General features: G+C 62.2%; 31 protein-coding genes. 19 read left to right on the forward strand and 12 right to left on the reverse strand.

The genetic code is table 11. From position 1 onward, the window contains the following. Positions 1 to 366: 366 nt before the first annotated feature. The 5 genes from ACR652_RS23065 (at position 367) to ACR652_RS23085 (ending at position 5,123) form a co-directional block, all read left to right on the forward strand. Positions 367 to 2,772, forward strand: coding sequence for a phage/plasmid primase, P4 family (locus ACR652_RS23065; RefSeq protein WP_434508819.1), 2,406 nt, complete (start codon positions 367 to 369; stop codon positions 2,770 to 2,772). A gap of 536 nt (positions 2,773 to 3,308) precedes the next feature. Then, positions 3,309 to 3,659: a hypothetical protein gene (locus tag ACR652_RS23070; RefSeq protein ID WP_434508820.1), complete on the forward strand. Its 351-nt coding sequence runs from the start codon at positions 3,309 to 3,311 to the stop codon at positions 3,657 to 3,659. A 254-nt stretch (positions 3,660 to 3,913) separates the two neighbouring features. Continuing rightward, a complete protein-coding gene (locus ACR652_RS23075; protein WP_434508821.1) occupies positions 3,914 to 4,204 on the forward strand; it encodes a hypothetical protein in 291 nt (96 codons plus the stop codon). Further along, entirely contained in the window at positions 4,204 to 4,683 is a 480-nt protein-coding gene (locus tag ACR652_RS23080; RefSeq protein WP_434508822.1) for a hypothetical protein, read from the forward strand. The genes ACR652_RS23075 and ACR652_RS23080 overlap by 1 nt, the downstream gene beginning before the upstream one ends. Beyond that, positions 4,680 to 5,123, forward strand: coding sequence for a hypothetical protein (locus ACR652_RS23085; protein ID WP_434508823.1), 444 nt, complete (start codon positions 4,680 to 4,682; stop codon positions 5,121 to 5,123). The genes ACR652_RS23080 and ACR652_RS23085 overlap by 4 nt, the downstream gene beginning before the upstream one ends. Here the strand turns inward: ACR652_RS23085 and ACR652_RS23090 are convergent. Next, complete coding sequence (locus tag ACR652_RS23090; RefSeq protein WP_434508824.1) at positions 5,120 to 5,797, reverse strand: hypothetical protein; 678 nt, start codon at positions 5,795 to 5,797, stop codon at positions 5,120 to 5,122. The two genes, ACR652_RS23085 and ACR652_RS23090, sit on opposite strands and share 4 nt — an antisense overlap. Between ACR652_RS23090 and ACR652_RS23095 the strand changes: the two genes are divergently transcribed. The 5 genes from ACR652_RS23095 to ACR652_RS23115 all read left to right on the forward strand — a co-directional run bounded on the left by ACR652_RS23095 (position 5,790) and on the right by ACR652_RS23115 (position 10,808). Beyond that, positions 5,790 to 7,406, forward strand: coding sequence for a phage major capsid protein (locus tag ACR652_RS23095; RefSeq protein ID WP_434508825.1), 1,617 nt, complete (start codon positions 5,790 to 5,792; stop codon positions 7,404 to 7,406). The two genes, ACR652_RS23090 and ACR652_RS23095, sit on opposite strands and share 8 nt — an antisense overlap. A gap of 109 nt (positions 7,407 to 7,515) precedes the next feature. After that, positions 7,516 to 9,888, forward strand: coding sequence for a phage tail length tape measure family protein (locus ACR652_RS23100; protein ID WP_434508826.1), 2,373 nt, complete (start codon positions 7,516 to 7,518; stop codon positions 9,886 to 9,888). Between the two features lie 42 nt (positions 9,889 to 9,930). Then, the gene (locus tag ACR652_RS23105) at positions 9,931 to 10,167 is read left to right on the forward strand and encodes a hypothetical protein (RefSeq protein WP_434508827.1); all 237 of its coding nucleotides are present in this window, start codon (positions 9,931 to 9,933) and stop codon (positions 10,165 to 10,167) included. Between the two features lie 165 nt (positions 10,168 to 10,332). Then, positions 10,333 to 10,569, forward strand: coding sequence for a hypothetical protein (locus ACR652_RS23110; RefSeq protein WP_434508828.1), 237 nt, complete (start codon positions 10,333 to 10,335; stop codon positions 10,567 to 10,569). Continuing rightward, complete coding sequence (locus ACR652_RS23115; RefSeq protein ID WP_434508829.1) at positions 10,566 to 10,808, forward strand: hypothetical protein; 243 nt, start codon at positions 10,566 to 10,568, stop codon at positions 10,806 to 10,808. Before ACR652_RS23110 ends, ACR652_RS23115 begins: the two co-directional genes overlap by 4 nt. Positions 10,809 to 11,139: 331 nt before the next feature. On the opposite strand, the gene ACR652_RS23120 is transcribed toward ACR652_RS23115, so the two are convergent. The 3 genes from ACR652_RS23120 to ACR652_RS23130 are packed head-to-tail and all read right to left on the reverse strand — an operon-like array spanning position 11,140 to position 12,023. Continuing rightward, complete coding sequence (locus ACR652_RS23120) at positions 11,140 to 11,433, reverse strand: GcrA family cell cycle regulator (protein WP_434508830.1); 294 nt, start codon at positions 11,431 to 11,433, stop codon at positions 11,140 to 11,142. 54 nt (positions 11,434 to 11,487) lie between these two features. Then, complete coding sequence (locus tag ACR652_RS23125; protein WP_434508831.1) at positions 11,488 to 11,790, reverse strand: hypothetical protein; 303 nt, start codon at positions 11,788 to 11,790, stop codon at positions 11,488 to 11,490. After that, entirely contained in the window at positions 11,787 to 12,023 is a 237-nt protein-coding gene (locus ACR652_RS23130) for a helix-turn-helix domain-containing protein (protein WP_434508832.1), read from the reverse strand. Before ACR652_RS23130 ends, ACR652_RS23125 begins: the two co-directional genes overlap by 4 nt. 99 nt (positions 12,024 to 12,122) lie before the next feature. On the opposite strand from ACR652_RS23130, the gene ACR652_RS23135 reads away from it, so the two are divergent. The 9 genes from ACR652_RS23135 to ACR652_RS23175 all read left to right on the forward strand — a co-directional run bounded on the left by ACR652_RS23135 (position 12,123) and on the right by ACR652_RS23175 (position 16,673). After that, positions 12,123 to 12,356 carry a hypothetical protein gene (locus ACR652_RS23135; RefSeq protein WP_434508833.1) on the forward strand — a complete coding sequence of 78 codons (234 nt, stop codon included), beginning with the start codon at positions 12,123 to 12,125 and terminating at the stop codon, positions 12,354 to 12,356. Further along, on the forward strand, positions 12,349 to 12,513 hold the full coding sequence (locus ACR652_RS23140; RefSeq protein WP_434508834.1) for a hypothetical protein: 165 nt from the start codon (positions 12,349 to 12,351) through the stop codon (positions 12,511 to 12,513). The genes ACR652_RS23135 and ACR652_RS23140 overlap by 8 nt, the downstream gene beginning before the upstream one ends. Before the next feature lie 378 nt (positions 12,514 to 12,891). Then, entirely contained in the window at positions 12,892 to 13,227 is a 336-nt protein-coding gene (locus tag ACR652_RS23145) for a hypothetical protein (RefSeq protein ID WP_434508835.1), read from the forward strand. A 208-nt stretch (positions 13,228 to 13,435) separates the two neighbouring features. Then, a complete protein-coding gene (locus tag ACR652_RS23150) occupies positions 13,436 to 13,654 on the forward strand; it encodes a hypothetical protein (RefSeq protein ID WP_434508836.1) in 219 nt (72 codons plus the stop codon). Further along, complete coding sequence (locus ACR652_RS23155; RefSeq protein WP_434508837.1) at positions 13,644 to 13,802, forward strand: hypothetical protein; 159 nt, start codon at positions 13,644 to 13,646, stop codon at positions 13,800 to 13,802. Before ACR652_RS23150 ends, ACR652_RS23155 begins: the two co-directional genes overlap by 11 nt. A 200-nt stretch (positions 13,803 to 14,002) precedes the next feature. Then, positions 14,003 to 14,320 (forward strand): flagellar hook-basal body complex protein FliE, encoded by a 318-nt coding sequence (locus ACR652_RS23160; protein ID WP_434508838.1) that lies wholly within the window; start codon positions 14,003 to 14,005, stop codon positions 14,318 to 14,320. Positions 14,321 to 14,332: 12 nt separating this feature from the next. Then, positions 14,333 to 15,121, forward strand: coding sequence for a flagellar basal-body rod protein FlgG (flgG, locus tag ACR652_RS23165; protein WP_434508839.1), 789 nt, complete (start codon positions 14,333 to 14,335; stop codon positions 15,119 to 15,121). Further along, the gene (gene flgA, locus ACR652_RS23170) at positions 15,118 to 15,576 is read left to right on the forward strand and encodes a flagellar basal body P-ring formation chaperone FlgA (RefSeq protein ID WP_434508840.1); all 459 of its coding nucleotides are present in this window, start codon (positions 15,118 to 15,120) and stop codon (positions 15,574 to 15,576) included. The genes flgG and flgA overlap by 4 nt, the downstream gene beginning before the upstream one ends. Further along, positions 15,573 to 16,673 (forward strand): flagellar basal body P-ring protein FlgI, encoded by a 1,101-nt coding sequence (locus ACR652_RS23175; protein ID WP_434508841.1) that lies wholly within the window; start codon positions 15,573 to 15,575, stop codon positions 16,671 to 16,673. The genes flgA and ACR652_RS23175 overlap by 4 nt, the downstream gene beginning before the upstream one ends. Here the strand turns inward: ACR652_RS23175 and ACR652_RS23180 are convergent. The 8 genes from ACR652_RS23180 to ACR652_RS23215 all read right to left on the reverse strand — a co-directional run bounded on the left by ACR652_RS23180 (position 16,667) and on the right by ACR652_RS23215 (position 23,528). Next, on the reverse strand, positions 16,667 to 17,746 hold the full coding sequence (locus ACR652_RS23180; protein WP_434508842.1) for an EscU/YscU/HrcU family type III secretion system export apparatus switch protein: 1,080 nt from the start codon (positions 17,744 to 17,746) through the stop codon (positions 16,667 to 16,669). The genes ACR652_RS23175 and ACR652_RS23180 overlap by 7 nt on opposite strands. Next, positions 17,747 to 18,769 (reverse strand): flagellar motor switch protein FliG, encoded by a 1,023-nt coding sequence (locus tag ACR652_RS23185; RefSeq protein WP_434508843.1) that lies wholly within the window; start codon positions 18,767 to 18,769, stop codon positions 17,747 to 17,749. Positions 18,770 to 18,792: 23 nt separating this feature from the next. After that, a complete protein-coding gene (gene fliN, locus ACR652_RS23190) occupies positions 18,793 to 19,140 on the reverse strand; it encodes a flagellar motor switch protein FliN (RefSeq protein ID WP_434508870.1) in 348 nt (115 codons plus the stop codon). Between the two features lie 40 nt (positions 19,141 to 19,180). Next, positions 19,181 to 20,104 (reverse strand): FliM/FliN family flagellar motor switch protein, encoded by a 924-nt coding sequence (locus ACR652_RS23195; RefSeq protein ID WP_434508844.1) that lies wholly within the window; start codon positions 20,102 to 20,104, stop codon positions 19,181 to 19,183. Further along, the gene (gene motA, locus ACR652_RS23200; RefSeq protein WP_434508845.1) at positions 20,101 to 20,976 is read right to left on the reverse strand and encodes a flagellar motor stator protein MotA; all 876 of its coding nucleotides are present in this window, start codon (positions 20,974 to 20,976) and stop codon (positions 20,101 to 20,103) included. The genes ACR652_RS23195 and motA overlap by 4 nt, the downstream gene beginning before the upstream one ends. Positions 20,977 to 21,050: 74 nt before the next feature. Continuing rightward, positions 21,051 to 21,521, reverse strand: a complete 471-nt coding sequence (locus ACR652_RS23205; protein ID WP_434508846.1) for a transglycosylase SLT domain-containing protein — start codon at positions 21,519 to 21,521, stop codon at positions 21,051 to 21,053. A gap of 37 nt (positions 21,522 to 21,558) precedes the next feature. Continuing rightward, positions 21,559 to 22,119: a flagellar hook-length control protein FliK gene (locus tag ACR652_RS23210; protein ID WP_434508847.1), complete on the reverse strand. Its 561-nt coding sequence runs from the start codon at positions 22,117 to 22,119 to the stop codon at positions 21,559 to 21,561. Between the two features lie 668 nt (positions 22,120 to 22,787). Then, positions 22,788 to 23,528 (reverse strand): hypothetical protein, encoded by a 741-nt coding sequence (locus ACR652_RS23215; protein WP_434508848.1) that lies wholly within the window; start codon positions 23,526 to 23,528, stop codon positions 22,788 to 22,790. Positions 23,529 to 23,589 lie beyond the last annotated feature (61 nt).

Genomic DNA, 23,589 nt, shown 5'->3' on the forward strand with positions numbered 1-23,589 from the left:
GCCGCTGGCGCCGGATTCGAGCTGATAGATTGCCGGATCGGGCGCCATGTCCGTGCGATGTTTCGGGCGCCCAGCGGCGGCACTATCCTGATGTTTTTTCCCAGGACGCCAAGCGACTGGCGCGGCCGGCGAAATTTCATCGCGACGCTAAGGCGAGCTGCAAACCATCCCGTCGGCTCGCCGCGGCCCTTAATCTACTGAGCACAAATGAAAAAAGACGCTCCTGACGGGGAGCGCCTTTTTCCTATCTTCGTTGGCCGCTCGGAGTTGAGAGCGTCGCCACCGCGCAAACCAAATCACTCGCTATTTATACTAGCGCGCGGCGACAAAATCAACCCCGGATCGGCCTCAACTGTAGAGGCCATCATGTCCCCCGTCGAGATCACGAATGAAGAGTTTCTGCGCGCGCTTGCTGGCGATGAATGGGGGCGCGTCCCCATCCAGTCATTTGCCGCCGGGGACAATGATAAATGGGTTTCCCATCCGGCGAAAAAGGTCATCCCGAAGCTGACTGGCGAAACGGCGAATTACTTTTGCGTGAGTCTTTTTCGGCGCGCTGGCGACGGAAGGTTTCTGCGGACAAAGGAGCTGTTCGAGAGGCAGTTCGTCTTTGTCGTCGACGACGTCGGGACGAAGGTCAACGAGGGCGCACTGCGTCTGACGATGCCGCCGGCGACCTATGAGCTGGAGACCTCGCCGGGTAATTTCCAGTTCGGCTATAAGCTCACAGATGCGACCGACGCCCGCGCCACGGAGGCGCTTGTCTCGCGTATCATCGGCGATCCAGAGATCAACCCAAGTTTGCGCGATCCGGGGATGAAAAGCGTGACGCGAGTCGTGCGCGTCCCCGTCGGCTCCAATGTGAAACCTGCCGTCCTGGAAAAGAACGGCGGCAAGGGCTGGCCGCACCGGCTTTGGGTGTGGGAGCCGTCGCGCGTCTACACGGTCGCGGAGCTCGCCGACTGGCTAGACGTGGATCTTACGCCCGAGGCGCTGTCGAAGTTCAAGGGCGTTGGCGGAACACGCAACGCGACGACGGAAGAGTCAGAGGCGGATTACGTCAGGCATTTCTTTGAGACCCGAGACATGGTGCTCGACGCCACACCCAACGCCGCCGGATTTATCTCTGTGCGGTGCCCATGGGCAGACGAGCACTCTGACGGCCGAGAGGATGCGGGCTACCGCCCGGGGCTGAGGGGCTTCCAATGCCACCACGGCCATTGCGAGGGCCGCACGATGGACGACCTGCGGCGCTGGGTGGCGGAGAACGTCACACCCCAGGAGCAGGCGGCGGCCCTGGCCGAGACGTTCGGCGACTTCGACATGAGCGACCCGCTGTTTCAGGCTGAGATCAAACGGGCGGAGGCCCGATATGAGGAAATGCGCATGCGCACGGAAGCGAAATTTAATGCAACGCGAGATTCCGTCGAGAGCGATGGTGAGAGAGACGACGATCGCGACGAGGGCGTGCAGACTCCGGAATACTCGGAGGATTGGCTTGCGCTGCTATTTGCTGAGCGTTTTGGCCATATGCTCCGCTTCGTCCCAGTCTGGGGGAAATGGCGCGTCTATGATGGCCGCGTCTGGCGAGACGACGAGAAGCTCTCGACATATGATGCGGCGCGTAAAGTCTGCCGCGCGGCTGCAAATTCGGCAGAAACGGCGGCCGAGAAAAAACGGCTCGCAAGCGCCAAGACGCGCGCCGCTGTCGTCAACATCGCCCAGTCTGACCCGCGCCTTGTCGCGACCGTTGGACAGTGGGACCAAAACCTTATGTGGCTTAACACCCCCGGCGGCGTTGTCGACCTTGAGACGGGCGAGATGAGGCCGCATCGTCCTGATGACTACCTCGGCAAGATCACGTCTGTTGCTCCCGGCGGCGGCTGTCCCACATTTTTGAAGTTCCTAATGCGTATCACGGGCGGGGATCGCGACTTCGTCGCGTATCTTCGCCGGGTGTTTGGCTACTGCCTCACTGGGCTCACGACAGAAGATGCGCTTTTCTTTCTTCACGGCTCAGGCGCGAACGGAAAGTCGACGTTGCTGCGCGTCGTCAAAACCATCTTGAACGACTATGCGCTGTCCGCGCCGTCCAGCGTTTTTACCGCAAACAAATTTCAATCTCACCCTACAGAGATTGCGCGGATGCACGGCAAGCGCTTGGTTGTTTCGTCTGAAATCGAGCCAAATCAGAAATGGGCGGAATCCCGCATCAAGGAATTGACCGGCGGCGACGAAGTTTCTGCCCGGCTGATGCGGCAGGATTTTTTCGACTTCGTTCCGCAAATGAAACTACTCATTGCTGGCAACCACAAACCCGGATTGAGCGACGTATCGGAAGCATTCCGGCGTCGTCTCTATCTGCTACCCTTCGTCGTCACGATCCCGGCGTCAGAGCGCGACAAGGACCTTGAAGCGAAGCTGATCGCCGAGAGCGGCGGCATTCTGCAATGGATGATCGAAGGCTGCGCGGAGTGGCAGAAGATCGGGCTTCAGCCGCCGCCGGTGGTGACGCTGGCTACGGGTGAATATCTCGAAAGCCAAGACCGCGTAGCACAATGGATCGAGACGGAATGCGAAAAGAAGGCAGGCGCGCAAAAATTGCTGATCAGCGATGCGCGCAAGAAATTCAATGACTGGGCGACCACGCATAACATCGAGCCGTTAGGTCGAAAGGAGTTCCGGGAGCGCATAGAACGCCTCGGCCATACCGTTAGGGAAGTCTCCGAGGGCTTCGTGATCCAGAATCTTGTGCACGGTGGACCATTTTGAACCGGCGGGAGGGGCTCGCGAGTCCCTTCATTAACGCCGTGGACTTGGCTGTTATGGAGTTTGTGGAGTTTCCCCCTATATAACCCGTCCTCGCTTTTTCTCTTCTATACGCGTGACGCGCGCGCCCACGCACAGGATACGGGTCATAAAGGGAGAAAGTCCACAAACTCCATAACGCAATAAATAGTGAATTAGGGGACAAAACTAACCCTAATTGCGTCGCGCGTTTTGCGTCCCTTTTCAACCACCGGCGATCGTGTCGACCGGCGACAACGAGGACGGTTATGGCGATCAATCTTGCTAATGCGACGGGACCGAACGGCTCGCGGTTGCTGCGACTGCCGCGCCAGCCCGCACCCCACCCAGCGACGCAGCCCCCAGCGACACAGCGCCCGGCGCCCGCGCCGCCGCGTCCCGATGTATTCGAGACCCTGCGTAACGCGCGACCGCGCCGGGCGACTCGTCAGCAAATCGAAATGCTCGCCGCGAAGTGGCGCCGGGGCGCGTGATAATTCTCCTAACAACGAGGCCAGCACATGACGGACATCGGAACGCCGCTGCTCACGATCGGCGATGCATGGTTGATCACGAGTCGCGGATTGGTGCGCTTGCACGACGCCGCGTTCTTTCCGCCCGAAGAGATCAAGCGCCGGATCAAGGAGAAGATCATCATTGGGTTGATCAGCGACCCGGCCGTCGACCCTGAGATCACTGTGACCGCGATAGCCGCCGCGACCGCCATCCACGACGGGCGCCTGTGGCGCACCGATGTCGGGCTCCTGATCCGGCACATGCTCCTCGAGCAGGAGCGGCGGCAGGAGCAGGCCGACGAAGAGCTGCGCGAGGCGCTCGGCGCGGGGGCAGGCAAGGCCGCTGGCGTTGTGTAGCAGTCTCCCGGTGGGTGGTAGCCGATCGACCGGCAAGGCCACCAAGCGGGCCTCCCTGTGGCTGTGCCTTGACCATTGGTGCGAGAGCGTAACCATTAGCCCGAGGCATCGCCACAGGGCGGGGGTTAAAGTTAAGTTCACGCATGGGGGCCCGTAACCGGCCGCAGGCTCATTCGGCGGCCAGGCGCGCGCGCTGAGCGAATTTTTTCCGTGCTAAATAGTGTTACACTAAGGCCAATAACTGGAGATCCAGAATGAAGGCGCCAACCAAAAAGACAAGACGCACGACGCGGCCTCGCACTAAGGCGGCTCCGCCTCCCGAGCCGCTTGATCCCGTCGCCATTCTGGAGGCGATCGCCCGCAATCCTCGCCTCAAACCGACCCCACGCGTCGCGGCGGCGCGCGAGCTCCTGCGGTATCGGACGACGCTCGCCGCGCAAGCTGCCAACTCGCCTGAGGCCAAGAAAGACGCCATGCCCGAGCGCATCGTTCGCGACCTGAACGCCAAGGCTCTCGCCCTCTTGACCACGAAGGGATCTGCATAATGGAAGACGATAATATCCCGACCATTGGCGAGCACCTCGGCGTGCCGCTCCACGCCTACCAGGATGATGCGCGCCTCGCCGTTGTGCGTGGCGACATTGACGCCGTAGACGCGATGACAGACTGGCAACAACTGTGGCGCGTCATTCGCGAGCGACGCCTGGCGCCCGAGGCGCTGCTCTACGCAGAAGCGAAGTTGCGAGTCATCCATTCGTCTGCCGCGCTGTCTCGCATCACACGGCCAGACTTCGACCTCGAGCTGCTTGGGGCCTACACAGCCGGCCTTGACTCGATGAAGTGGATCGATCCCCGGCACTACGGGTCCGTCCTACAGAACGTCAGGCCCCCCGGCGACAATAGTCTGACCCCGCGCTCGCCCGAGAGCCGCGCAGCCGTCGAGGCCGAGAAGGAACGCCGTCTGGCCATCGGGCGGGCGCGATATGAAGCTGCCCGCGCGGCGCAGAAGTCGAGGGCGGGATGATGGAAGATCCGCTCGAGATCGTGGCCGCGCTCCGGCGCGCCACGCAATTGCTCCAGGGCTTCGCGCCTGACGTCGAGCTACTCGTCGAGGCGCTGGAGCGATACCTCGCCACCGGGGGCGCTACACCCCTTGAGGAATGCCTTGGGCTCGCCGCGGCCCCCGGCGGCCGCTCCTGGGCGGCCCAGGAGGCTCAGGAGCGGCGGGATAGGGCGTTACGCGCGATGGCGCGGCAGACGGGCTGGGGGGCTGTCCGGATGGCCTCCGAGATCGCAAAATACGCGGGCAACGGGTGGACCAGAGATAAGGCGCGCGCGACCCTGCCGGATCGATATGCCGGCACATACAAGCAGCACCTTTTCGAGGCGTTCCGCGCCGCCCCCGGCGGCGATGTTCCGAGCTCGGCGAAGCAAATTAGGCGCATAGTGTCCGGGGGACATTAGCTCTCAGTTTTCATGTCCTCGGCGACGCGCGATCCTCCTCTTAGATCAGAAGGAGCAGGCGCGTGAAAATGCCCGATAATGATGAGTTTCTCCGCAGGCTGGAAGCCACGACGCTCGGCGCGACCATCACCCGAGAGATTCAGGAAGCTCGTTTGAGCGAGCGCACAGCGCTCGCCAATGAGCTGGCCGCCCAACACAAAAACGTCGAGAAAGAATTCCCTCGGCTCGAGGCGGCTGCCGCAAAAACTTTGGCCGCGGTCCGAGAGGCCGAGGCCGCTCTCCGCGCAGCGCGCGACAAGCACGCCCGTGCCGCCGGCGCGAAGACGATGGCTTCGCTCTCCTATACGGCGCGCTGTCAGGAAATCGAGCACGAGCTCGCCGCGACCGCCTCGCCGCTGATCGCCGAGTTCATTGAAAAAATGAAGGATGACGCCGAGGCCACGCGCAAAGCCATCCAAACCACTCCAAGAACGGAAATCGACGTGTGGGCGGCCCGCAATGTCGTGCGGACCGAAAGCAACGCCGACCGTATCCGGGCGCGCCTCTCGGCGATTGCCGCGGCGATCGAAGCCGCGACGGAAGCGGCGTTGCTCGCCGACCAGAGCGGAATTCCAGCGCTCTTGCACCGCCTTGAAGCGGACCTTCCGCACGTCGAAGGAAAGTGAAATGACCAAGCATTCCTCGCCCTCTACTATGCGCGTGCAAGGCAGTGTGATGACTCGCCTTGCCTCCGTCCAGCCCGGCGACCTCGCGGCGCGGACGGATAAAACAATTTCCTTCGTTTTCGCAAATCCGGGCGCTGTCCGAGGCGATAATCACCAAATTATGAAAGGCGCCTGGGTCTCCAACTGGAAAGGTCAGACCCGCGACGGCCTCACAAGCTTCCGGCGAAATCCGGTTGTTATCGAAGGCCACGATCCGACCGGGCGCGCCGTTGGAAAAGTCACTTCGATCATGGAGCTGCCTGACGGGCGCCTGACGGGCACAATCCTGTTTGCGGACACGGAAGACGGCGCGGAACTCTACGAACTTTATCGCAGCGGCGCCATGTCCGCGTGCAGCATCGGATGGATGGTCGTTGACGCAAAACGGTCCACAGACCCGGCGCGCGGGCTGGGCGCGCTCGATATTCAGAAAGCCGAGCTCATGGAAGTTTCACTTGTCCCCGTCGGCGCCGACGAAAACGCCCTTGTGCTCGGCCGCGCCGTGAAGCGGTCCGACCGGTCCCGCGCCTATGCGGAGGCAAGGAACTCGGCGACGTTCTCCAGCTTTGGCGAGCAGATGCAGGCCATCTGGAAAGCGCGCGCCAGCGGCGAACACGATGCGCGCCTTGTTCGTGCGCCGGCTGGCGCCGGCGAGATCGACGGTTCAAACGCCGGCTATCTCGTCGACACGGCCTTTCTACCAACTTTGGTCGAAAGCTTGTTCAAGGAATCGGTCATTTTGCCGCTGTGCGATGTTCGCGAGACGAGCGGTCCGCTTGCTGATGTGAAGATCCCGGCGATCGACGAAACTAGCCGTGCTGACGGTTCCCGGTACGGTGGCGCGTTAGCTGCATGGGTGAGTGAAGGAAGCGCGCCCGCTGCAAGCACGCCCCGCTTCCGGCAGTTGTCCTTCAGCGCAAAGAAATGCGTCGCGCTCTGCTACGTCAGCAACGAGCTGTTCAACGACTCACCGATGCTGGAGTCGTCGCTCCGCGCGGCGTTCTCGGCGGAAATGGCGTTCGCGGTCGAGAAGGCGATTTTCTCCGGGACTGGCCCGGGACAGCCGCTCGGCATCCTGAATAGCTCGGCGAAAATCACAGTAGCGAAAGAGTCCGGGCAGGCGGCGAAGACCATCGTCTACGAGAACGTGCTCAACATGTACCAGAGGATGGTTGCGGGCTCACGCCACCGTGCCGTTTGGCTAATCAATACCGATATTGAGAAACAGCTCTTCGCAATGTCGCAGGCGATCGGCGCAAGTAGCATTCCCGTCTATCTGCCGGCGAGTGGCGGCGCGAGTCTCTATCCGACGTTGTTCGGCAGGCCAGTGATCCCGGTCGAGTATGCCTCGACGCTCGGAACGGAAGGAGATGTCACCTTCGTGGACTTTTCGAGCTACATTTGTGTTCATCAGGGCATGAAACTTTCGCTATCGGCCGACGTGCAATTCGTGAGCGACCAGAGCGTGTTCCGCTTCGTCTATCGGCTGGACGGTCAGAATGGTTTCTACACGCCGGTGCTGCCGTTCCAGGGCACGGAAACCAAGTCGAATATCGTCACGCTCGCTACCAGAGCGTGATGTTCCCAGCTCGCCGGTGTGATGGCCGTCGAGATCTTTCTAGGACAAAGCCAGACGAACATTGCCGGGGGACTACGGCCCCCCGGCGACTAAGGCAGGAAGGTTTCAAATGGCCAGCGCAGACGCGATCATTTCCGAAATTGAAATTCATGTCGCCACGCAAGGCGCCGCGCAGGCCGCTGTAGAGCTGGACAAGCTCACCGCGTCATTCGATCGGACGTCGAAGGTTGTCGAGTCTGCCGATCGAGGCCTCCAGCGTTTCGCGAAACAGGACGCGCTATTCAGACAGATCAACCAGCTTGAGAGCGCGCAGAAAGCTCTAAACCGCGCGCAACAGCAAGGGCTCGCTGGCACGGCTGCATATAGTGCCGCGCAACGCGTGATTGAGCAGCGACAGGCGACCGTTGCCATGATGACCGCCACCGGCGGCGGGAAAACAGGCGGTCTCGCTGCTTACGAAGCTATAAATATGTCCCGTCAGTTTCAGGACATCGCCGTGTCGCTCGGCTCTGGCCAGCATGCCATGACTGTCTTTATGCAACAGGGCGTGCAAGTTTACGATATTCTCGCGTCGCATCAGGGGGGATTTACGGCGGGCGTCAAAGCCATGGGGCAGAGCCTCCTCGGCCTGCTATCTCCCGCGCGGATTATGGGCGCCGGCGTTGTCGGCGCGATTGCCGGCATCACCTTCGGCGCGTCCGAGGCGACAAACGCTCTTGTCGACCTCCAGAAGCAGGCAGAGAAGATCGGAGCGCGTCCATCCGGCATCATGAATGCGAATGTCGTCGGCGCACGCGCCGGATTGACGCAGGATGAAACCGGCTCGGCGATTGCGAACGCCTCAAGGAGCTTCGAACAATTCAAGCGCAACTCTGGCGACGTTTTGAGCGTCGTCAAACAGATCGACGCCGGGTTTCTGTCGACCCTCGACCATGTGCAAACTCTCCCGCAATACATTGACGCCGTTGGCAACGAGATAAAGAAACTGCCGGCGACAGAGAGCATGAGCCTCGCTCAGGCATTACTCGGGCAGGACGAAGGCCGCGCGCTCTTCAACTCCGTCGACGAACTGGCGCGCGCTCTTGGCAAAACATCCGCTCCGCTTGACGAAGCGGCGCGCTATGCTTCCGACCTCGAGCGCCAAGTGAATGCCGCCGCGCAGACGGCGCACAATGAGCTGCTCGCTTCTTTCGAAAAGCTCGCCGTTCCGCTCACTGACGTGAAAATGGGATTCTATGCGATCGAGAGCGCGATTGCAGACGCCATGACGAAGGCGGGCCAGTTCTACAATCTTCTGCGCAGCTACATTCCGGACTGGACCAGCAAGAGCGGCTGGCTCGAGCCGCCTGCGGTCGAGAAGGGACCGGCGCAGACACTCCCGGCAATCGAAATAGGCGCGTCACGCCAGCGCTATGTGGGATATGACGCCGCGAGCAAAGCGTCTCGCGCCGGCGGCAAATCAGACGCCGAAAAAGAGCTGGAGAAGTATCAGTCTGTCAGCAAGGAACTTGAGGACCAGATTCGCCTCGCGTCGTCACTCGGCGACGCGCACAAGGCCGTGCAGGCGGAAATCGACAAAAGCAATTGGCTTGAGAAGCTCGGGTCCGACGCCTCGAAAGAGCACAAGGATCACATCGGCGAGTTGGTCGACAAACTGACGGCCGCCAAGACTGCTCAGGAAGCGTTGAACGAGTCTACGAAGACGTTCAACGATGCTTACAAAAGCGTGACGGGCTCCGTCTCAGGCGGCCTGAAAGACTTGCTCCTCAACAATGGCAAGCCGAAAGACGTCGCCGCGAGCTTCCTGAAGAGCATGAATGGCAACATCTTCGACGCCGCGATGACTGGCTCCGGGCTGATGGCGAAGCTCTTGAACCTTGAGGGCAAGGACGGCGCCGTGGGCGGCCTGTTCGGCAGTCTCGCCTCTATGCTGCATCTCGATGGCAAGGCCATGCAGACGCAGACGATGAACGTCAACGCCGCAACCGTGAATATGAGCGGAGGCATTCCGGGCGTTCCTGGCGCCAATGTGCCGGGCGTCGGCGGCCTCTTCTCCGGGCTCGGAAATCTGTTTCAGCCAAAAGACGGCGCGAGCGGCAGCGGATTCTTTAGCGGGATCAGCGATTGGCTCTCGAGCACCTTCCATTTCGCCGATGGCGGCATCATGGGCCCGACAGGGCCGATCCCCTTGCGGGCCTATGCGGGCGGCGGCGTGGCCAACTCGCCCCAGCTCGCTCTCTTCGGCGAGGGCAGCGGCCCTGAAGCATTCATTCCGCTCCGGGGCGGAAAGGTCCCCGTCGCCATGGACGGCGCGTCCAAGGGCCACCAGAACCCTGGCGTGACCGTCCATAACTACGCGGGCGTCGATGTCGAGCCGCGTATCACGAAAGGCCATGTCGAGATCATCGTCGGCAAACGTGTGGCGCAAGCCATGGCGCAGGTCCCGTCTTTGGTCGCCGACGCGCAGCGGCGGAAGCCATGACGGCCCAACGGGCCTTAATCCCCAAGGAAAGAGAGATCAAAAATGATTATGCAGGAAGATGAGATCGAGGTGAAGGCGGCGCTCACTGAGCACGTCGGTCTTATTTGGAAAGCGCTGCTCACAGCCGGCGTTATCAACCACACGCAGTTTCTCGACCTCATGAACGCGGCGGCGAAATCGTTCTCTCTCGACGTCGGGCGCGATGTTGCGAAAGCATTTGCGACAAGCGCCGCGTTCCTGCCGCCGGAGCTGATGAACCATCCGAGCTTGAAGGGGTGACGAAGGTTGGCGACGCCGGAACGAGCAGCGCCGCCAACCCTCGCCTGAGTGTCTCGATGCCAGGCTTTGCAACGGTCACAGAGAGGCCCCGTTGCGTGACCGACCGTCGCACCAAGAGCACGGTTTGACAATTGGGGATTCCCCGGAGTCGCAGGCACCCGCGTGGTGCTGACTATCAGCAAGGAAATTATGATGGCCGAAAAACTACGGGCCTTTCCGGGGGCAGCCGGAAAGGCCCAAGCTGATCACAAAATTGAGGGTTTCACGATCAATTCCGAGCCTAGCGCCGCCGCTGACGGGCTGCAAGCTCGCCGCCGCCGGTTTCTGGAGCGCCGCGGCGTCCCTGAGCCGCTGGTCGAGATCGTCGCGGAGCACGCCTTCGGTCCGGAGGCGCGGCAATGAACGCGCCGGCGATCATGACGGCTCCGCCGATCAGATGGGCGATGCTGAACAAGGCCCAGCGGAGCGCCTGGCTGGACGTTCTGGAGAAATTAGCTGAAGCCGAACGTCTCCCGCGCCGCGCCGTCGCCGCTCTCGACATTGCCCTGGATTTAGACGCCGACCGAAAGGCGATTCCGCCGCATGTCGCCGCTGCTCTCGAGCGCGCGATCGTGGACGCGCGGACGTTTCTGGGGCTGTGAGGGCGAGGACCAGTTATCATCGAGCCCAACTTTGCGAGCCTCCTTCTTTGCGGCGTCGGACAACCCGGCGACCTTCACGGCGCGGTGGGCGTCGTCTTTATCGATCCCAAGTTCGCGAGAGGCGGCGCGGACGCCGCTCTCCGGCCTACCTTCTCCTGTCCGTCCACGCTTGGAGAGTTTTGTCCCAACTTGGGACGAAACGCCATCCAGCTTAGTCTTTTCATTTGCCAGCCTGATCCACTCAGCGACGTGCTCATCACGTTCGAGCGCCGTGAGTTCCGCGCGATGCAGGTTCTCGCTGATCTCCCACAAGCGCGCGTGGACCAAATCCTCACCGGCGGCGATCAGTCCCCATTGGCCTTGTCGCCGAGCCGTGCGGGCGCTTCGGGACAAAGGCGCGCTCCCGGCACTTCGGACAATATGAGGACCCTGGCACTGTTGCCTCGCCGCAAAAATACTCAGTAACGGGACCTCGCCGGTCCCAAATGTCGCCGAGCGGCCACCGGCATTCCCCGTGCTCCAGATCCAAGAGCGTCTTGCCGCGCGGCGCCGGCGATGGCTCTGAGGCTGCATCCTCGGCGGCCTCGCCGGCCTCGGCTTCGTCGATTACTGCCGCGTCGACCATGTGCGCTCCCCGGGTGAATCACTACCGGGGGCGGGCTCTTACCATGGATGGGCGTCACACGCTCTCCCGCGTGGGCAGGGGCCGCCGCTCCTGCGTCCCGGGCGGCAGGAGGCGCTCGCAAGCCTCCCGGGCCTCGCGCCCGGATTCCGCGACCCCCGTCCCGCCGTTCCCCGGAACGCCATCCGGCGTGACCAGGACGAACCAGGCCCAGCGGCCGGCGTTGGGCCCAAAGCCGTAGTGATAGATACGGGCGATCGGCCGGCCGTTGTCGTATAGGAGCGACCAATCGTCCGGCGCGGCCTCTACGGAGCCGTCCAGCCGCTTGAATGAGGTGCGGCGCCAGTCGCGCTTCGTCATTCCTGCCGGGCCTTCCTGAGCCTCACGCCCGGGCCTTCCCCGTTCTCATCCACGAAGATGACCCCGGCGGCCTCGAGGGCCTGCCGGATGGCGGCGTTCGCATGACCTGTCCCGCTCGGATCAGTTTCCGCGCGTGTGACGGTGTTGCGATGGACGTTCGCCTTCTCTGCAAGGTCCCTGACCGTCCAGTTCAGCAGCCCCCGAGCGGCTCGAATTTGTGCACTTGTCACCATCAATAACGCCTGCTAGAGTGCATTTGTCACCATCAAGGTGCTATTAGCACAATCCGACACGGAAAGCACCCCTTTCCATGGACGGCGGAGGCTTGCCCAATGCAATTCGACCACAGCTTCGTGCATAGCTTGCCGCCCACGCTCCCGGCGGCCGTTGTCGAGACGACTCGGCGCGTTATCGCCGAGCGGCGCGCCGCAGGGCTCTCCGTTCAATTCCTGCGCGAGGACGGCCGGCGCGACGAGTGGCAGTTCAACACCCTCGCCCAGCGCGACGCCTTCGTGCGGCGGCTCGGCGCCGCCGCCTATGCGATCAGCGGGGGCGATCATGTCTGACCAGACCGTCGTTACCCTGATCTTCCTGACCCCCTTCACGCTGCTCTGGACGGCCTTCACGATCGCCGAGACGTGGCGCGCCTTCGAGGGCGCTTTCGCCCGCAGGGCGGCGGCTGATCGCGCTGTAGCTGCCGCAATCCGCCGCCGCCGGCGATAGCGCGCCAGAATCCGCCGCCTGCCCCACACCTAGGCGGCGGGGAGGGGTTTCCGAAGCTGCCCCCGCTGCCTCCGGGAACCCCTCGCATCCAACCATTGCCGCCCCGCACGCGGGAGCGGACCTCGCGCTGGACGGTCTCAGACGGCAGCGGCGGGAGGATCACGGCCTACTGCGGGGCGCGTCCCTAGGCCACGGGCAGACCTGAAGGCGAAGGCCCGGACGCCGGCGCAACGGCATGCGTCGCAAGCAGTCGCCGACCCGTGCGCGCCGCATGCAGCACGGGGGGCTCACGCGCAAGACGCGGGAGACCATCGGCCCGCCCCGCGACGTCGCCGGGGCTGGTCGACCTATGGGCTCGCAACCGGGAGGATCAAGGTGATGATCCCTCTAGATTCCAGAACAGAAAAACACGCGTGCGCGTCGCGTGCGCATGATGCGCGCCCACGCGGAGACGCCCTCGCCGAGATCGTCGCGATGGTGGAGCGAATGGCCGTGGAAAAACGATCGGCGCGCCAGATCGTCGAGGCCGTGCGGGCCTATGCCGCAGACCGCGCAGCGCCGCCGACGCCGGCGGCCGCGCTGGTCTGGATCCCCGCCGGCTCAGACGAATGGCGCGCATGGGCAGCGCACTGGCGCGAGACGAAGGGCAAGAGCCCGCCCGTGGACAGGCGGGGAGGCTGGTTCTTCCCGTCGAAATGGCCGCCGGTGGTATAGGCGGAAAAATTTTTGTAGGTTTGCAAATCGCGAGGCGCGAAAGAAAGCAAAATTAAAACAACCAGTAGAATAGCAAACTACAAAAGCAACAAAGCCAACCATACGAAAAGGTAACTATGCGGCTATTTACGTTCCAATATTTTTGAAGCAGCATTGTCATGCGCAGTTAATTCATGCGCTTTTTGGCGATAATCTTGGAGTATGAAAAATGCTTGTGGAATTTGCAACGACGGGCAGGGATGCATATGAGGCCCGCGCCAACCTCGAGAGGCTTATCGACAATTTCCGAGACGGTCCGCATGGCCAGCTCGATATCGTTCCCGCTGGTCCGACGTTCCTCGGCGACGGCGAGACGGATGACGAGGCGCGGATGTATGTCGTCTGCGACGTCACGAGCCCGGGGAGCGGCGACAGCGATGAAACCTGACCGGCGCGCCATCATGCTGGACGCCCATAGGCGTTTCCGGGACGGGCAGCGCCTCGGGCTCGGATGGACCTTCTCGCAATGCCTGACGACGGCGTGGGCGGCGGCGAAGATCCGGAAGAGCATGGACGCCGCGCGGATGGCGGCGTGAACCGTGGCCTTGCCGTTGCGGAATCAAAGCGTTATCGTTTCTGAACGCCGGTGTTCTCCAAGCCGGACCAAGAAACGCCCTGACCGCGGATGAACCGGCAGGGCGTTTTTCGTTTGTGGGCTCCACTGTGGGCTAAGCACTTCCGCTTATGGTTTTATCTTTATTATTTTCAATATGTTACGTCGCGATTTAGGCGCCTGATGTTTCCGCTCGCCTCCATCGCCGCGACCGCCGTCGCGCCTCTTGCCGAAAGCATTTTGACACGGACCCCGGCCCTTGTCGCTGGCGCATCCCCCGCCGCCGCCTCCTTCGGCGACATTCTCGGGCAATTCGCCGCCTCCACGGTGGACTCTGTGAAAAGCGGCGAGGCGAGCGCGATCGCCGGCGTCGAGGGCAAGGCCTCCGTGCAGACGGTCGTCAGCGCCGTCATGCAGGCGGAGCGCGATCTTCACACGGCCATCGCGCTCCGCGACAAGGCCGTCGCCGCCTATCAGGACATCATCCACATGGCGATTTGAGGAGCGCGTATCGTGAGAGCACTCGCTATCGCCGCAACAGGCATGAGCGCCCAGCAGCAGAATATCGAAGTCATTTCGCACAATATCGCGAACATCAACACCACGGGGTTCAAGCGCTCCCGCGCCGAATTCACCGATCTGCTGTATCAGACCGAGCGCCTCCAGGGCGTCTCCAATCGCGGACGCGACGCGACGGTGCCGCAGGGATCGCAGTTCGGTCTCGGCGTGCGCACCGCCGCCGTGCGCAGCCTGCAACAGCAAGGCGCGATGACCAATACCGGCAACCCTTACGATCTGAGTCTCAACGGACATGGCTGGTTTCAGATCCTCGGCGCGGACAATGAGACGGTTTACACCCGCGCCGGTTCGTTCAGCACCAATGCGACAGGTCAGCTCGTCACGGTCGACGGCTATCAGCTCAGCCCGACCATCACCGTGCCGAGCAATGCGCTCAGCGTTTCGATCAGTCAGACCGGCGTCGTCTCCGCGATGATCGCGGGTCAGACCGATCCGCAACAACTCGGACAAATCACGATCGCCACCTTTCCGAACGACGCGGGTCTCGAGGCCCTCGGCGGCAACCTCTTCCGCCAGACGGCGGCCTCCGGACAACCCATTGTCGGCGTGCCCGGCGATCCGGGCTTCGGCGTCGTCAATCAGGGCTATCTCGAAAGCTCGAACGTCGATCCCGTCAAGGAGCTCGTCAATCTCATCTCGGCGCAGCGCGCGTTCGAACTCAATTCCAAGGTCATTCAGGCCGCTGACGAGATGGCGGGCACGATTTCCAAGGGCATCAGATGATGCGACTCCTCAGGGGCGCGCTCACGGCCGCGCTCGCCTGCGCCTGCGCCGCCAGCGCATGGGCGCAGGAAGCATTTCCTGTTCCGCGCGTCACCATTTATCCCGGCGACAAGATCACCGACTCCATGCTCGACGAGCGCGGCGATGTCGTGCCGCGTGACAGCGAGCCGCTTTATATCCGCTCGCGCGAGGCGTTGATCGGCAAGGTGGCGCGGCGCACGCTTCTGCCTCGCCAGCCCATTCAGATCATGGCCGTCGACAATCCGCGTGTCGTGATCGTGGGCGCGCAGGTCAAGGTCATCTTCGCCGAGGCGGGGCTTGATATCGTCACCTATGGCATTGCGCAACAGGCCGGAGGCGTCGGCGACATCATTCGCGTCCGCAACCAGGACAGCGGCCTCTTCATCTCCGGCCGCGTGCAAAGCGACGGCTCGATCCGCGTCGGCGAAGGATGATGCGCCGATTCATCGCCGTCGCGGCCTTTCTTCTTCTGACGCGGGTGGCGCAGGCGGATGTGCGCATCAAGGATATCACCGCGCCCATTGGCCCGCGTGATTATCAGCTCATCGGCTATGGTCTCGTGATCGGTCTGCAAGGCACGGGCGACACGCTCCGCAATGCGCCCTTCACCGAGCAGTCCGCGTCCGCCCTGCTTGACCGCATGGGCGTCAATGTGAAGCCAAACAACACCATGCGGACGCGTAACCTTGCGGCGGTCATGGTCACGGCCGCACTTCCGCCCTTCGTCGGCTGGGGCTCGACGATCGACGTCACCGTCTCCTCGCTGGGCGACGCAACCTCTCTGATGGGCGGCACGCTGGTTCTCACGTCGCTGACCGGAATCGACGGCGCCGTGTACGCCATCGCCCAGGGACCGATCGCCGTTTCCGGCTTCGCGGCGCAGGGGCAGAACGAATCCCTCACCCATGGCGTCGCGACAGTGGGACGCATTCCAAACGGCGCCACGATCGAGCGCGAGCCGCCGCGCCCCACGGCCGACGGCCCGCTCGTCCTGCAATTGCGCAATCCCGATTACACGACCTCCGTCCGTATTGCGGACGCCGTCAACAAATTCACCCGTGAGCGCTACAAGGCGCCGCTGGCGCAGGAGCGCGACGATCGCAGCGTCATGCTCAGACTGCCGAGAGGCGCGCACGCCACACGCTTCCTCGCCGAGATCGGAGACCTGCGCGTAGCGGTGGAGACGCCGGCGCGCGTCGTCATCGACGAACGCACCGGCACGGTCGTGATTGGCGCGGATGTTCAGATTTCCCCGGTCGCCGTGACCCACGGCGGCCTGACTGTCCGCATCACGGAAACGCCAGAAGTCTCACAACCGGCGCCGCTCTCGAACGGTCGGACGACCGTGACCAACCAGACCACAATTACCGCCGCCGAGCAAAGCGGTCAGGTCGCGATGATCGCCGGTCCGACGCTGAAGCAGCTCGTGCGTGGCCTTAATGAAATCGGATTGAAACCGACGGGCATCATCTCGATCCTTCAGGCGATCAAAAGCGCCGGCGCGCTCCAGGCCTACCTCGTCATTCAGTAACCGCGCCGCTGCGCCGACAGCCCCTCGAGATAATGGATCAGCTCGGCCACCGGCCGATAGAAATCCTGGGGGATCATCTTGTCGACCTCCACGAATTCATACATGGCGCGCGCCAACTCCTTGCGCTCGATGACAGGCACGCCATTTCGCTCCGCGATCTCCCTGATCCTGAGCGCCACAAGATCCTTGCCCTTCGCAACCACCATGGGCGCGCCGCCCTCTTCACGCACATATCGCAAGGCGATGGCGTAATGTGTCGGATTGGCGATCACGAAGCTCGCCTTCGGCACCGAAGCGATCATGCGGCGGCGCGCGCGGTCTTGCGCGAGCGAGCGCATGCGCGCCTTCACGAACGGATCGCCCTCCGATTGCTTGAATTCCTCCTTCAGTTCCTGACGGCTCATCCGCAGATCGCGGCGCCACTTGAATCTGGTCCAGAGGAAATCACCGAGCGACAGCACGGTCATCGCGATCGCCACCACGCTGGTCAGATCGAAGATGAGGCCGAGCGCGGTCGCGGGCAGATGTGACGGATCCATCCGAAGCGCGTCGACATAGGCGTGGCGATCGCCCGAACCGACTACCGCCATGGCGCCGCCGACAATTGCGATCTTGAGCGCCGACTTTGCAAGCTCGACCACGGATGCGACGCTCAGCAATCGGCCGAGGCCGGCGCCCGGCGAAATTCTGGACAGATCCGGCAGAATCCGATCGAACACGAAGCGCGGCAAACCCTGCACGAAGGACCCGGCGAGACCGGAAACCACGATCAGAACGAGGACAGGCGTAAGCCCGCGCGCAAGCTCCGCCGCCAATGCTTCGAGATAGCGCATCGCATCGGCGTCAGATCGAAGGCGGAGCGCGCCCGCGTTTCCGAGCAGGAGCCCGAGCGCCGCGGCAAGACTCGCGCCCGCCGGCTTGATGAGAAATGCGGTCGCGCCAAGAAATCCCAACACTCCAAAGGCGGTCCCAACGTCTCGCGAAACGGGCGTCTTGCCCTGTTCGAGCGTGTCGTTAATCTTCTTGTCTGTGGCCTCTTCCGTCTTGGAATCGGCGTCCTCGCTCTCCGACACTTATGCAACCTCGCCACGCTTCTCGGCGGCGAGATCGATGAGACCCTGTTCGGAGAGACGCAGCACGATGTTGGCGATTTCACGCTGCGCGGCGACAATGTCCTTGCGCGGCGGCTCGGCGGGAGACGCGGGCTCCGCCTCCACCATGCGCCGGGTTCGCTGCGACAGGCATGGCAGCACGGCCTCCCGCATATCGGATTCAGCGCCGCGCAACGCCAGGATCACGCGCTCCGTGGGCGCCTGATCGAAGATCATCATGCGCGCCTTCTGGCTGAGACCGACGATATCCTCGAAGGAGAAGATCATGCTCTTGAGCTGCTCGGCGAGAACAGGCTCCGCGACGGATATGCCTTCGATGATCTCGACGATCTGCTCCCGCTCGAGCTGATTCACGATGCCCGCGACGCGCGCGCTTACTTCCGCCGTCGACGGCGCGTTGGTGGCAGCGAACAGATCCTCCTGAAGCGCCTCCTCGACAAGATGCAGCACATGCTCGGAGACCGGCTTTGAAACAAGCATGCGTCGCATGGTTCGTGAGCGAAGCTGCGCGGGCAGGAGCGCCAGCACCTTCGCCGCAGTTGGCGGGTCCACGCGGGCCAACATCACCGCCGCCGTCTGAGGATGCTCGTTAGCGAGAAAATCAGAGAGGACCTTCTCCGACAAGGCGCCAATGCGCTGCCACAGGAACTTGTTCGATCGGCCGCGCAGTTCCGACATGATGTCGGCCACCTGCTCATCCGGCAGGGCGCTGGCCAGAAGCTCCTCCGCAACGGACTCGCCGCCAAGAAGATCCGGCGCGCCATTGCTGATCTCGTCGATCAGCCCATTGCAGATATGCTCCAGAGTCTTCGACGGTATCGCATCAAGCCGCGCGGCGACGCGCGCGATGTTTTTCAGCTCTCTATGATCGAAATGCTTCAGGATACGACTCGACACGTCGCGATCCAGCGCCAGCAGCACGGCGGCGACCTTTTCCGCGCCTCCCAGCGGGCGCCCGGACTCCTGCGCGACAAGTGTCGACATAGCGGTTTCGGTCGGCTCCGCGCCTATCGGGATTGTTCGTTCTGCGGTTCACAGATTTCAGTCAGCGACACGCCGAAGCGCGCGCCATCTTCTTCGACGACGACGACCTCGCCACGCGCGATGGTGCGCCCATTGACGACAACATCAACAGGGTCGCCGACACGATGGTCCAGTGGCACGACGGCGCCTCGGCCCAGCTTCAGCAGGTTGGAGACCGGCAGCGTCGCGGAGCCCACGACGACCTGCAAGACAACCGGAATGCGCAGAATCGACTCGATCCGGGTCGAGTGACCTTTGGCGGGCTCTGCGGTCTCCTTCGGAAAAGGACCGTCATCCGAAGACAGGAGCTGGTCCAGGTCGTCGCCGTCCATGTCCATATTGCTCATCGCCGCACCATCCTCTCAAACTTAATCAAACGCCAAGAATGTTTTCGATGTAAGACTCTCGCGGGTCCGAAAACTCCTCAAGGCGCACCGTATACATCCCGTCCTTCTGCCCCAATGTGCACCAGAACAGCGTGCGGTCCTCTGCAACGACTCGGATCGGGTCGGTGGGCGCGATCGGCAGGCGAAGCACATCGCCAACTTCCAGCCGCGCAATGTCTCCCAGTGTAAAACCTCGCGCTTCGATGCGAACTTCCGCCTTCACCTCTGTGCGCACGACATTGTTGTAGAGCTTTTCGGACCATTTCTCGTCTGTTGCATTGCCGTCGGCGCTCGGCGGGCGTGACAGCGCCGAGCGGAAGGGATCGATCGCGCTGCGAGGAAGAGCGAAGACGATCTGCCCTTTGTGCTCTCCGTAGCTAAGCGCCATTTTGACATAAGCAACAACGGTCGCCCGGGCGCCGAGCGCAAAAAATCCCGCGCCCTCGAGCGAGGTCTCGCGCTCAAAGTGGAGTTCGGTCAGCGACGCGAAGGCCTCCGCGAATCCGCCAGCGAGCTTTTGCACCGAATATCCGATGACGCGGTCCTCGATCCGTGTCGGCGGCCGGTCTTCGGGCGCTTCCACGACACCCGAACCAAGAAGGAATTCAAAGACGAGATTGCGAAAGACGCCATCAACCGAAACGGCGACGCGGAAATCGCCCTCCTGACTCCTGAAGATATAGACTTTGCCATCGCGCTCGACCTTGTCCACAAGCTCGACAAGGCGCGAACCCTGGAATTGGTCAACCGAAATCAGCGCGCCCTCGACATATCGGCTCAGGAAGCCGGCGAAAATTTCGCCGGTCTGATTGAAAACAGCAGTCAGGCCGGGCATGCGATCGATCGTCGCATCCCCGACAAGGACAAGCGTTTCGTCCGCTCCCGTTTCCTTGTAGAGGCTTTTGATCATGCCGCCTGGGCCGCCCCCGCGCCGCCGTTGAGCGTCTCGTTCTCGACTTCATCGATCGACGGACGGTCATGTGATGGAATGGATTTGCGTCCATGTTCGATCGCGACCTGCGGTAGCGCGCCGTTCATGAACGCCAGCAATGTCTGCTTGATGATGAGATAGACATGGCATTCTTTTGTCCGCGCCACCTTCACCTTATAGGCAAGCGGCGTCATGATTTCGTAGGAGACAAAGATGCCCGCAAAGGTCCCCACCATGGCGGCGCCAATCAGGCCGCCAAGAAGTTCCGGAGACTGATCCAACGCGCCCATCGCCTTGATCACGCCGAGCACAGCCGCGACGATTCCCAGAGCAGGCAGGCCGTCGCCAATCGCCGTGAGCGCATGATAGGGCTTCAGCTTGTCATGCTTGATCGAGGAAATTTCCTCGTCGATCAGCGCCTCGATCTCGAATGTCTTCACATTGCCGATAATGTAAAGCCGGCAGTAATCGCAGATGAAGGTGACGATCTCCTGGTTCTTGAGCACGTTCGGAAACGCTGTGAACAGGGCCGACTCGCTCGGCGCGTCAATATGCCCCTCGACCTCGGTTCGTGATTTGCTGCGCAACTCTCGCATCAGCGCGTGCAGCAGACCCAGAATATCGAGATAATCACGCCGCTTTGGCGTCTTCTCCAGAATCGCCTGAACAATCGCCTTCCCGGTATCCTTGATCACCTTCATGGGATTGGCGACGATGAACGTTCCCAGCGCCGACCCCATGATGATCACGAATTCCCAAGGCTGCCAAAGGACGATGAGGTGCCCCCCAAGCGCTGCAAAGCCGCCAAGCATGCAGCCCATTGTCACGATGAGACCGATGACGAAGCTCATTTCATCACACTCTTTCTTCCTCTGGACAAGCTCTGGATAAGTTGCAGGACTTACCCGAGCCTGATGCAGACAGGCTAATGTCCACAGAATGCGCTCGCTTCACGCGTCCAGGCGCCGAACCCGCTCGCCACCATGTTGCGGATCACGGCGCAAACATAGGTCTTTTGCGCCGGGGCATTGCCCGGTCCGGCATGATAGCGGGCGACGGTGGCTGTCCAGCTTCCCTCCTTCTTGTGCAATTCCGAGAGAAAGCGCGCCGCATAGTCGACATTTCGGGAGGGATCGAACATTTCCTCCACAGAAGCAAACTGCTTGCCGTGATAGCGGTAGTTGATTTGCATACACCCAATGTCGACGAGCGACTCGCCCTGTCTTCGCGCCCGCGCGAACGTGGCCATTGCCTCAGTGAGAGTCGCGTTGAAGGCGGGGCGCCCATGAATATTCATCGCGTAAACATGCAACCCCTCGCGCTGGCCCGTCTCCGTCAGGGCGACGGCGTAGAGGACTGGAAGCGGCACGGCGCTCTTCTTCGAGGCGCGGATCATTTCCGCTTCGCAGATATTCTCAGCCGCGAGCGCGTGACTAGAGAATAACGCCGATAGGCCCAGAAGTCGGAGAAATCCGTTCGCGCCTGCGCGCGTTGGCGTTTTGCCTCGGCCTTTGTCCCGGTCTGTCATCATGTGTGAACCCACGCTCTCCGGCAAACGCCGGCTGTCGATCCGCGCCGCCTGCGCCTCCCTCCGCGCCCGTCGCCGCGGCGACGGGATGCGCGACATTGACCACGACTTCGTAGGACTCGAGGCGCAGGCCCCTCTCCCCGATCGCGGCGCTCAATGTCTCCCGGGTATCGGTCAGCAAGGCGGAGGTCGACGCATTCTCCGCCACGATCTGGATATCCACCCCTGAATGAGTCATGCGCATCCGCACCGAGATTGCGCCAAGAGACGCCGGCTCGACTTCGAAACTCACAATCTTCTGAACGTCCTTCGGCTTGTCCATCGCCTCGAGGGGTCGATGGATCTGTATGTCATCTTCGATGCCCCCGGTCGGCGTCCCGCTTGTCAGCGTATTTGCGATCATCGCGGGGAAATGCGTTTGGATCTGGCTGACATGAATGGTCATGGGCAAGGCTGGCTGCGCCATGTCCGGACGGTTCGCGTCTTGAAGTGAAGGCTCCCACTCTGCCGACGCATGCCGCTCAAGTCGTGACGCAGCCTGGTTCATCGCGTCATGACACGTCGATGGGACGAGAAGGGCCTGTTCGGGTTCGTCTCCAAGGATCGGAGCGAGGACGGCCTGCGATGAGGGCTGCATTGCAGCCCGAGCTGCGGAGCGCGCGCTGCGCTCCGGGGAAGGTTTTGGCGGCCCCTCACCTGGATCAGGAGCCGGCGGACTTGCAGGCGGCAGGTCGCTGTTTGCTTCGCAACTCATCGCAGGCGCCGCGGGCGCAGAAAGCTGCTTGATGACTTCTGAAGGCAGAGACGAGGGAAGAGGGTTCGGAGCGACAAGCGCGACAGCGTCGCCCTCAGCTTGCTTTGCATCGCGGTCTTTCCTCGGCTTCTCCGCCTCCCCGTCAGGAGGCGCTGGAAACAATTGCAGGCTAAAAGCTGCGCCCGCTGGCGCCAGGGGCGGAGGCGAGGAAGCAGGCTGTTCGTCCGAGGTCTGAGCTTGTTGGTCCTTCTTTCCGCTCAATTGCCCCATGACGCGCGCAAAGGCGCCTTTCGACTCTGCGTCATCGCCGGCGCTCGCATTTGCGCGCGCCGCCGGCAATGCGGATGCGACGCCCAATAGCGCATCGAGCAGGATGTCTGTCATTGCGGCTCCGCTCTTTTGAGGAGTTCATCGCTCTTTGCGAGCGCCTGTCGGACGGATGCGGCAATTTGATAATCACCATCCTGCTGCGTGTCCGCTGTCCCCGCTTCTCGCTTCTCAAGACCGCTCTTGACACTGGAGGCGATTTCCACAAGCGCGTGATCCTGCTTGTCGAGTTCGCTCACATCCGGCGGAGACGGGTTTTGTTGACTCTTTTCCTGTATGAGCGCGGCGATGATGTTTCGATAGGCGGTAATCCTCTTCAATGTCAGCGGATGTGTCGCAGTTTTGCTCGCGTTGTCGACCAGTCGCTGGGCCTCGTCAAACTTCCCGGCAAGAATCGCCATGCGCGCGACCGCGAGACCAAAGCCCACGCGCTCCGCCGCTGGCCCTTTTGCGAAGATCGGTTCGAAGCGGGGCGCGCGTGGCAGGAAGTCAGGATCGCCTATCGTGGCGCGCCGCAGCACGTCCCAGAAATTCCGTGCATAGGGCGAAGCGGCGTATTTCGAGACATATCGCGCGGAGAGGAGCGCCAATTTGCTGACGTCGCGAACCGGGTCAAGAATGGCAATCTCGCGACGCAACGCTGCCTCTTCAACGAGAGACCCCGGCATCAGCAGCCGGGCGAGATCAAAGAGAGCGATCGCTCTGGCAGGGTTCTCGCCAATCACCGCGCTTCCCTGCACGAGAGCGAGATGCCCACCCAGCATCGGCGGCAAATGTCGCGCATCGAAATTCATTAGCGCCTCGGGAAGGCCGCCATTGCCGCCCTCCGCATATTCAATGCTCGCGCCAAGGAGA

It is taken from the genome of Methylocystis sp. (assembly GCF_051061225.1).
Lineage (GTDB): Bacteria > Pseudomonadota > Alphaproteobacteria > Rhizobiales > Beijerinckiaceae > Methylocystis.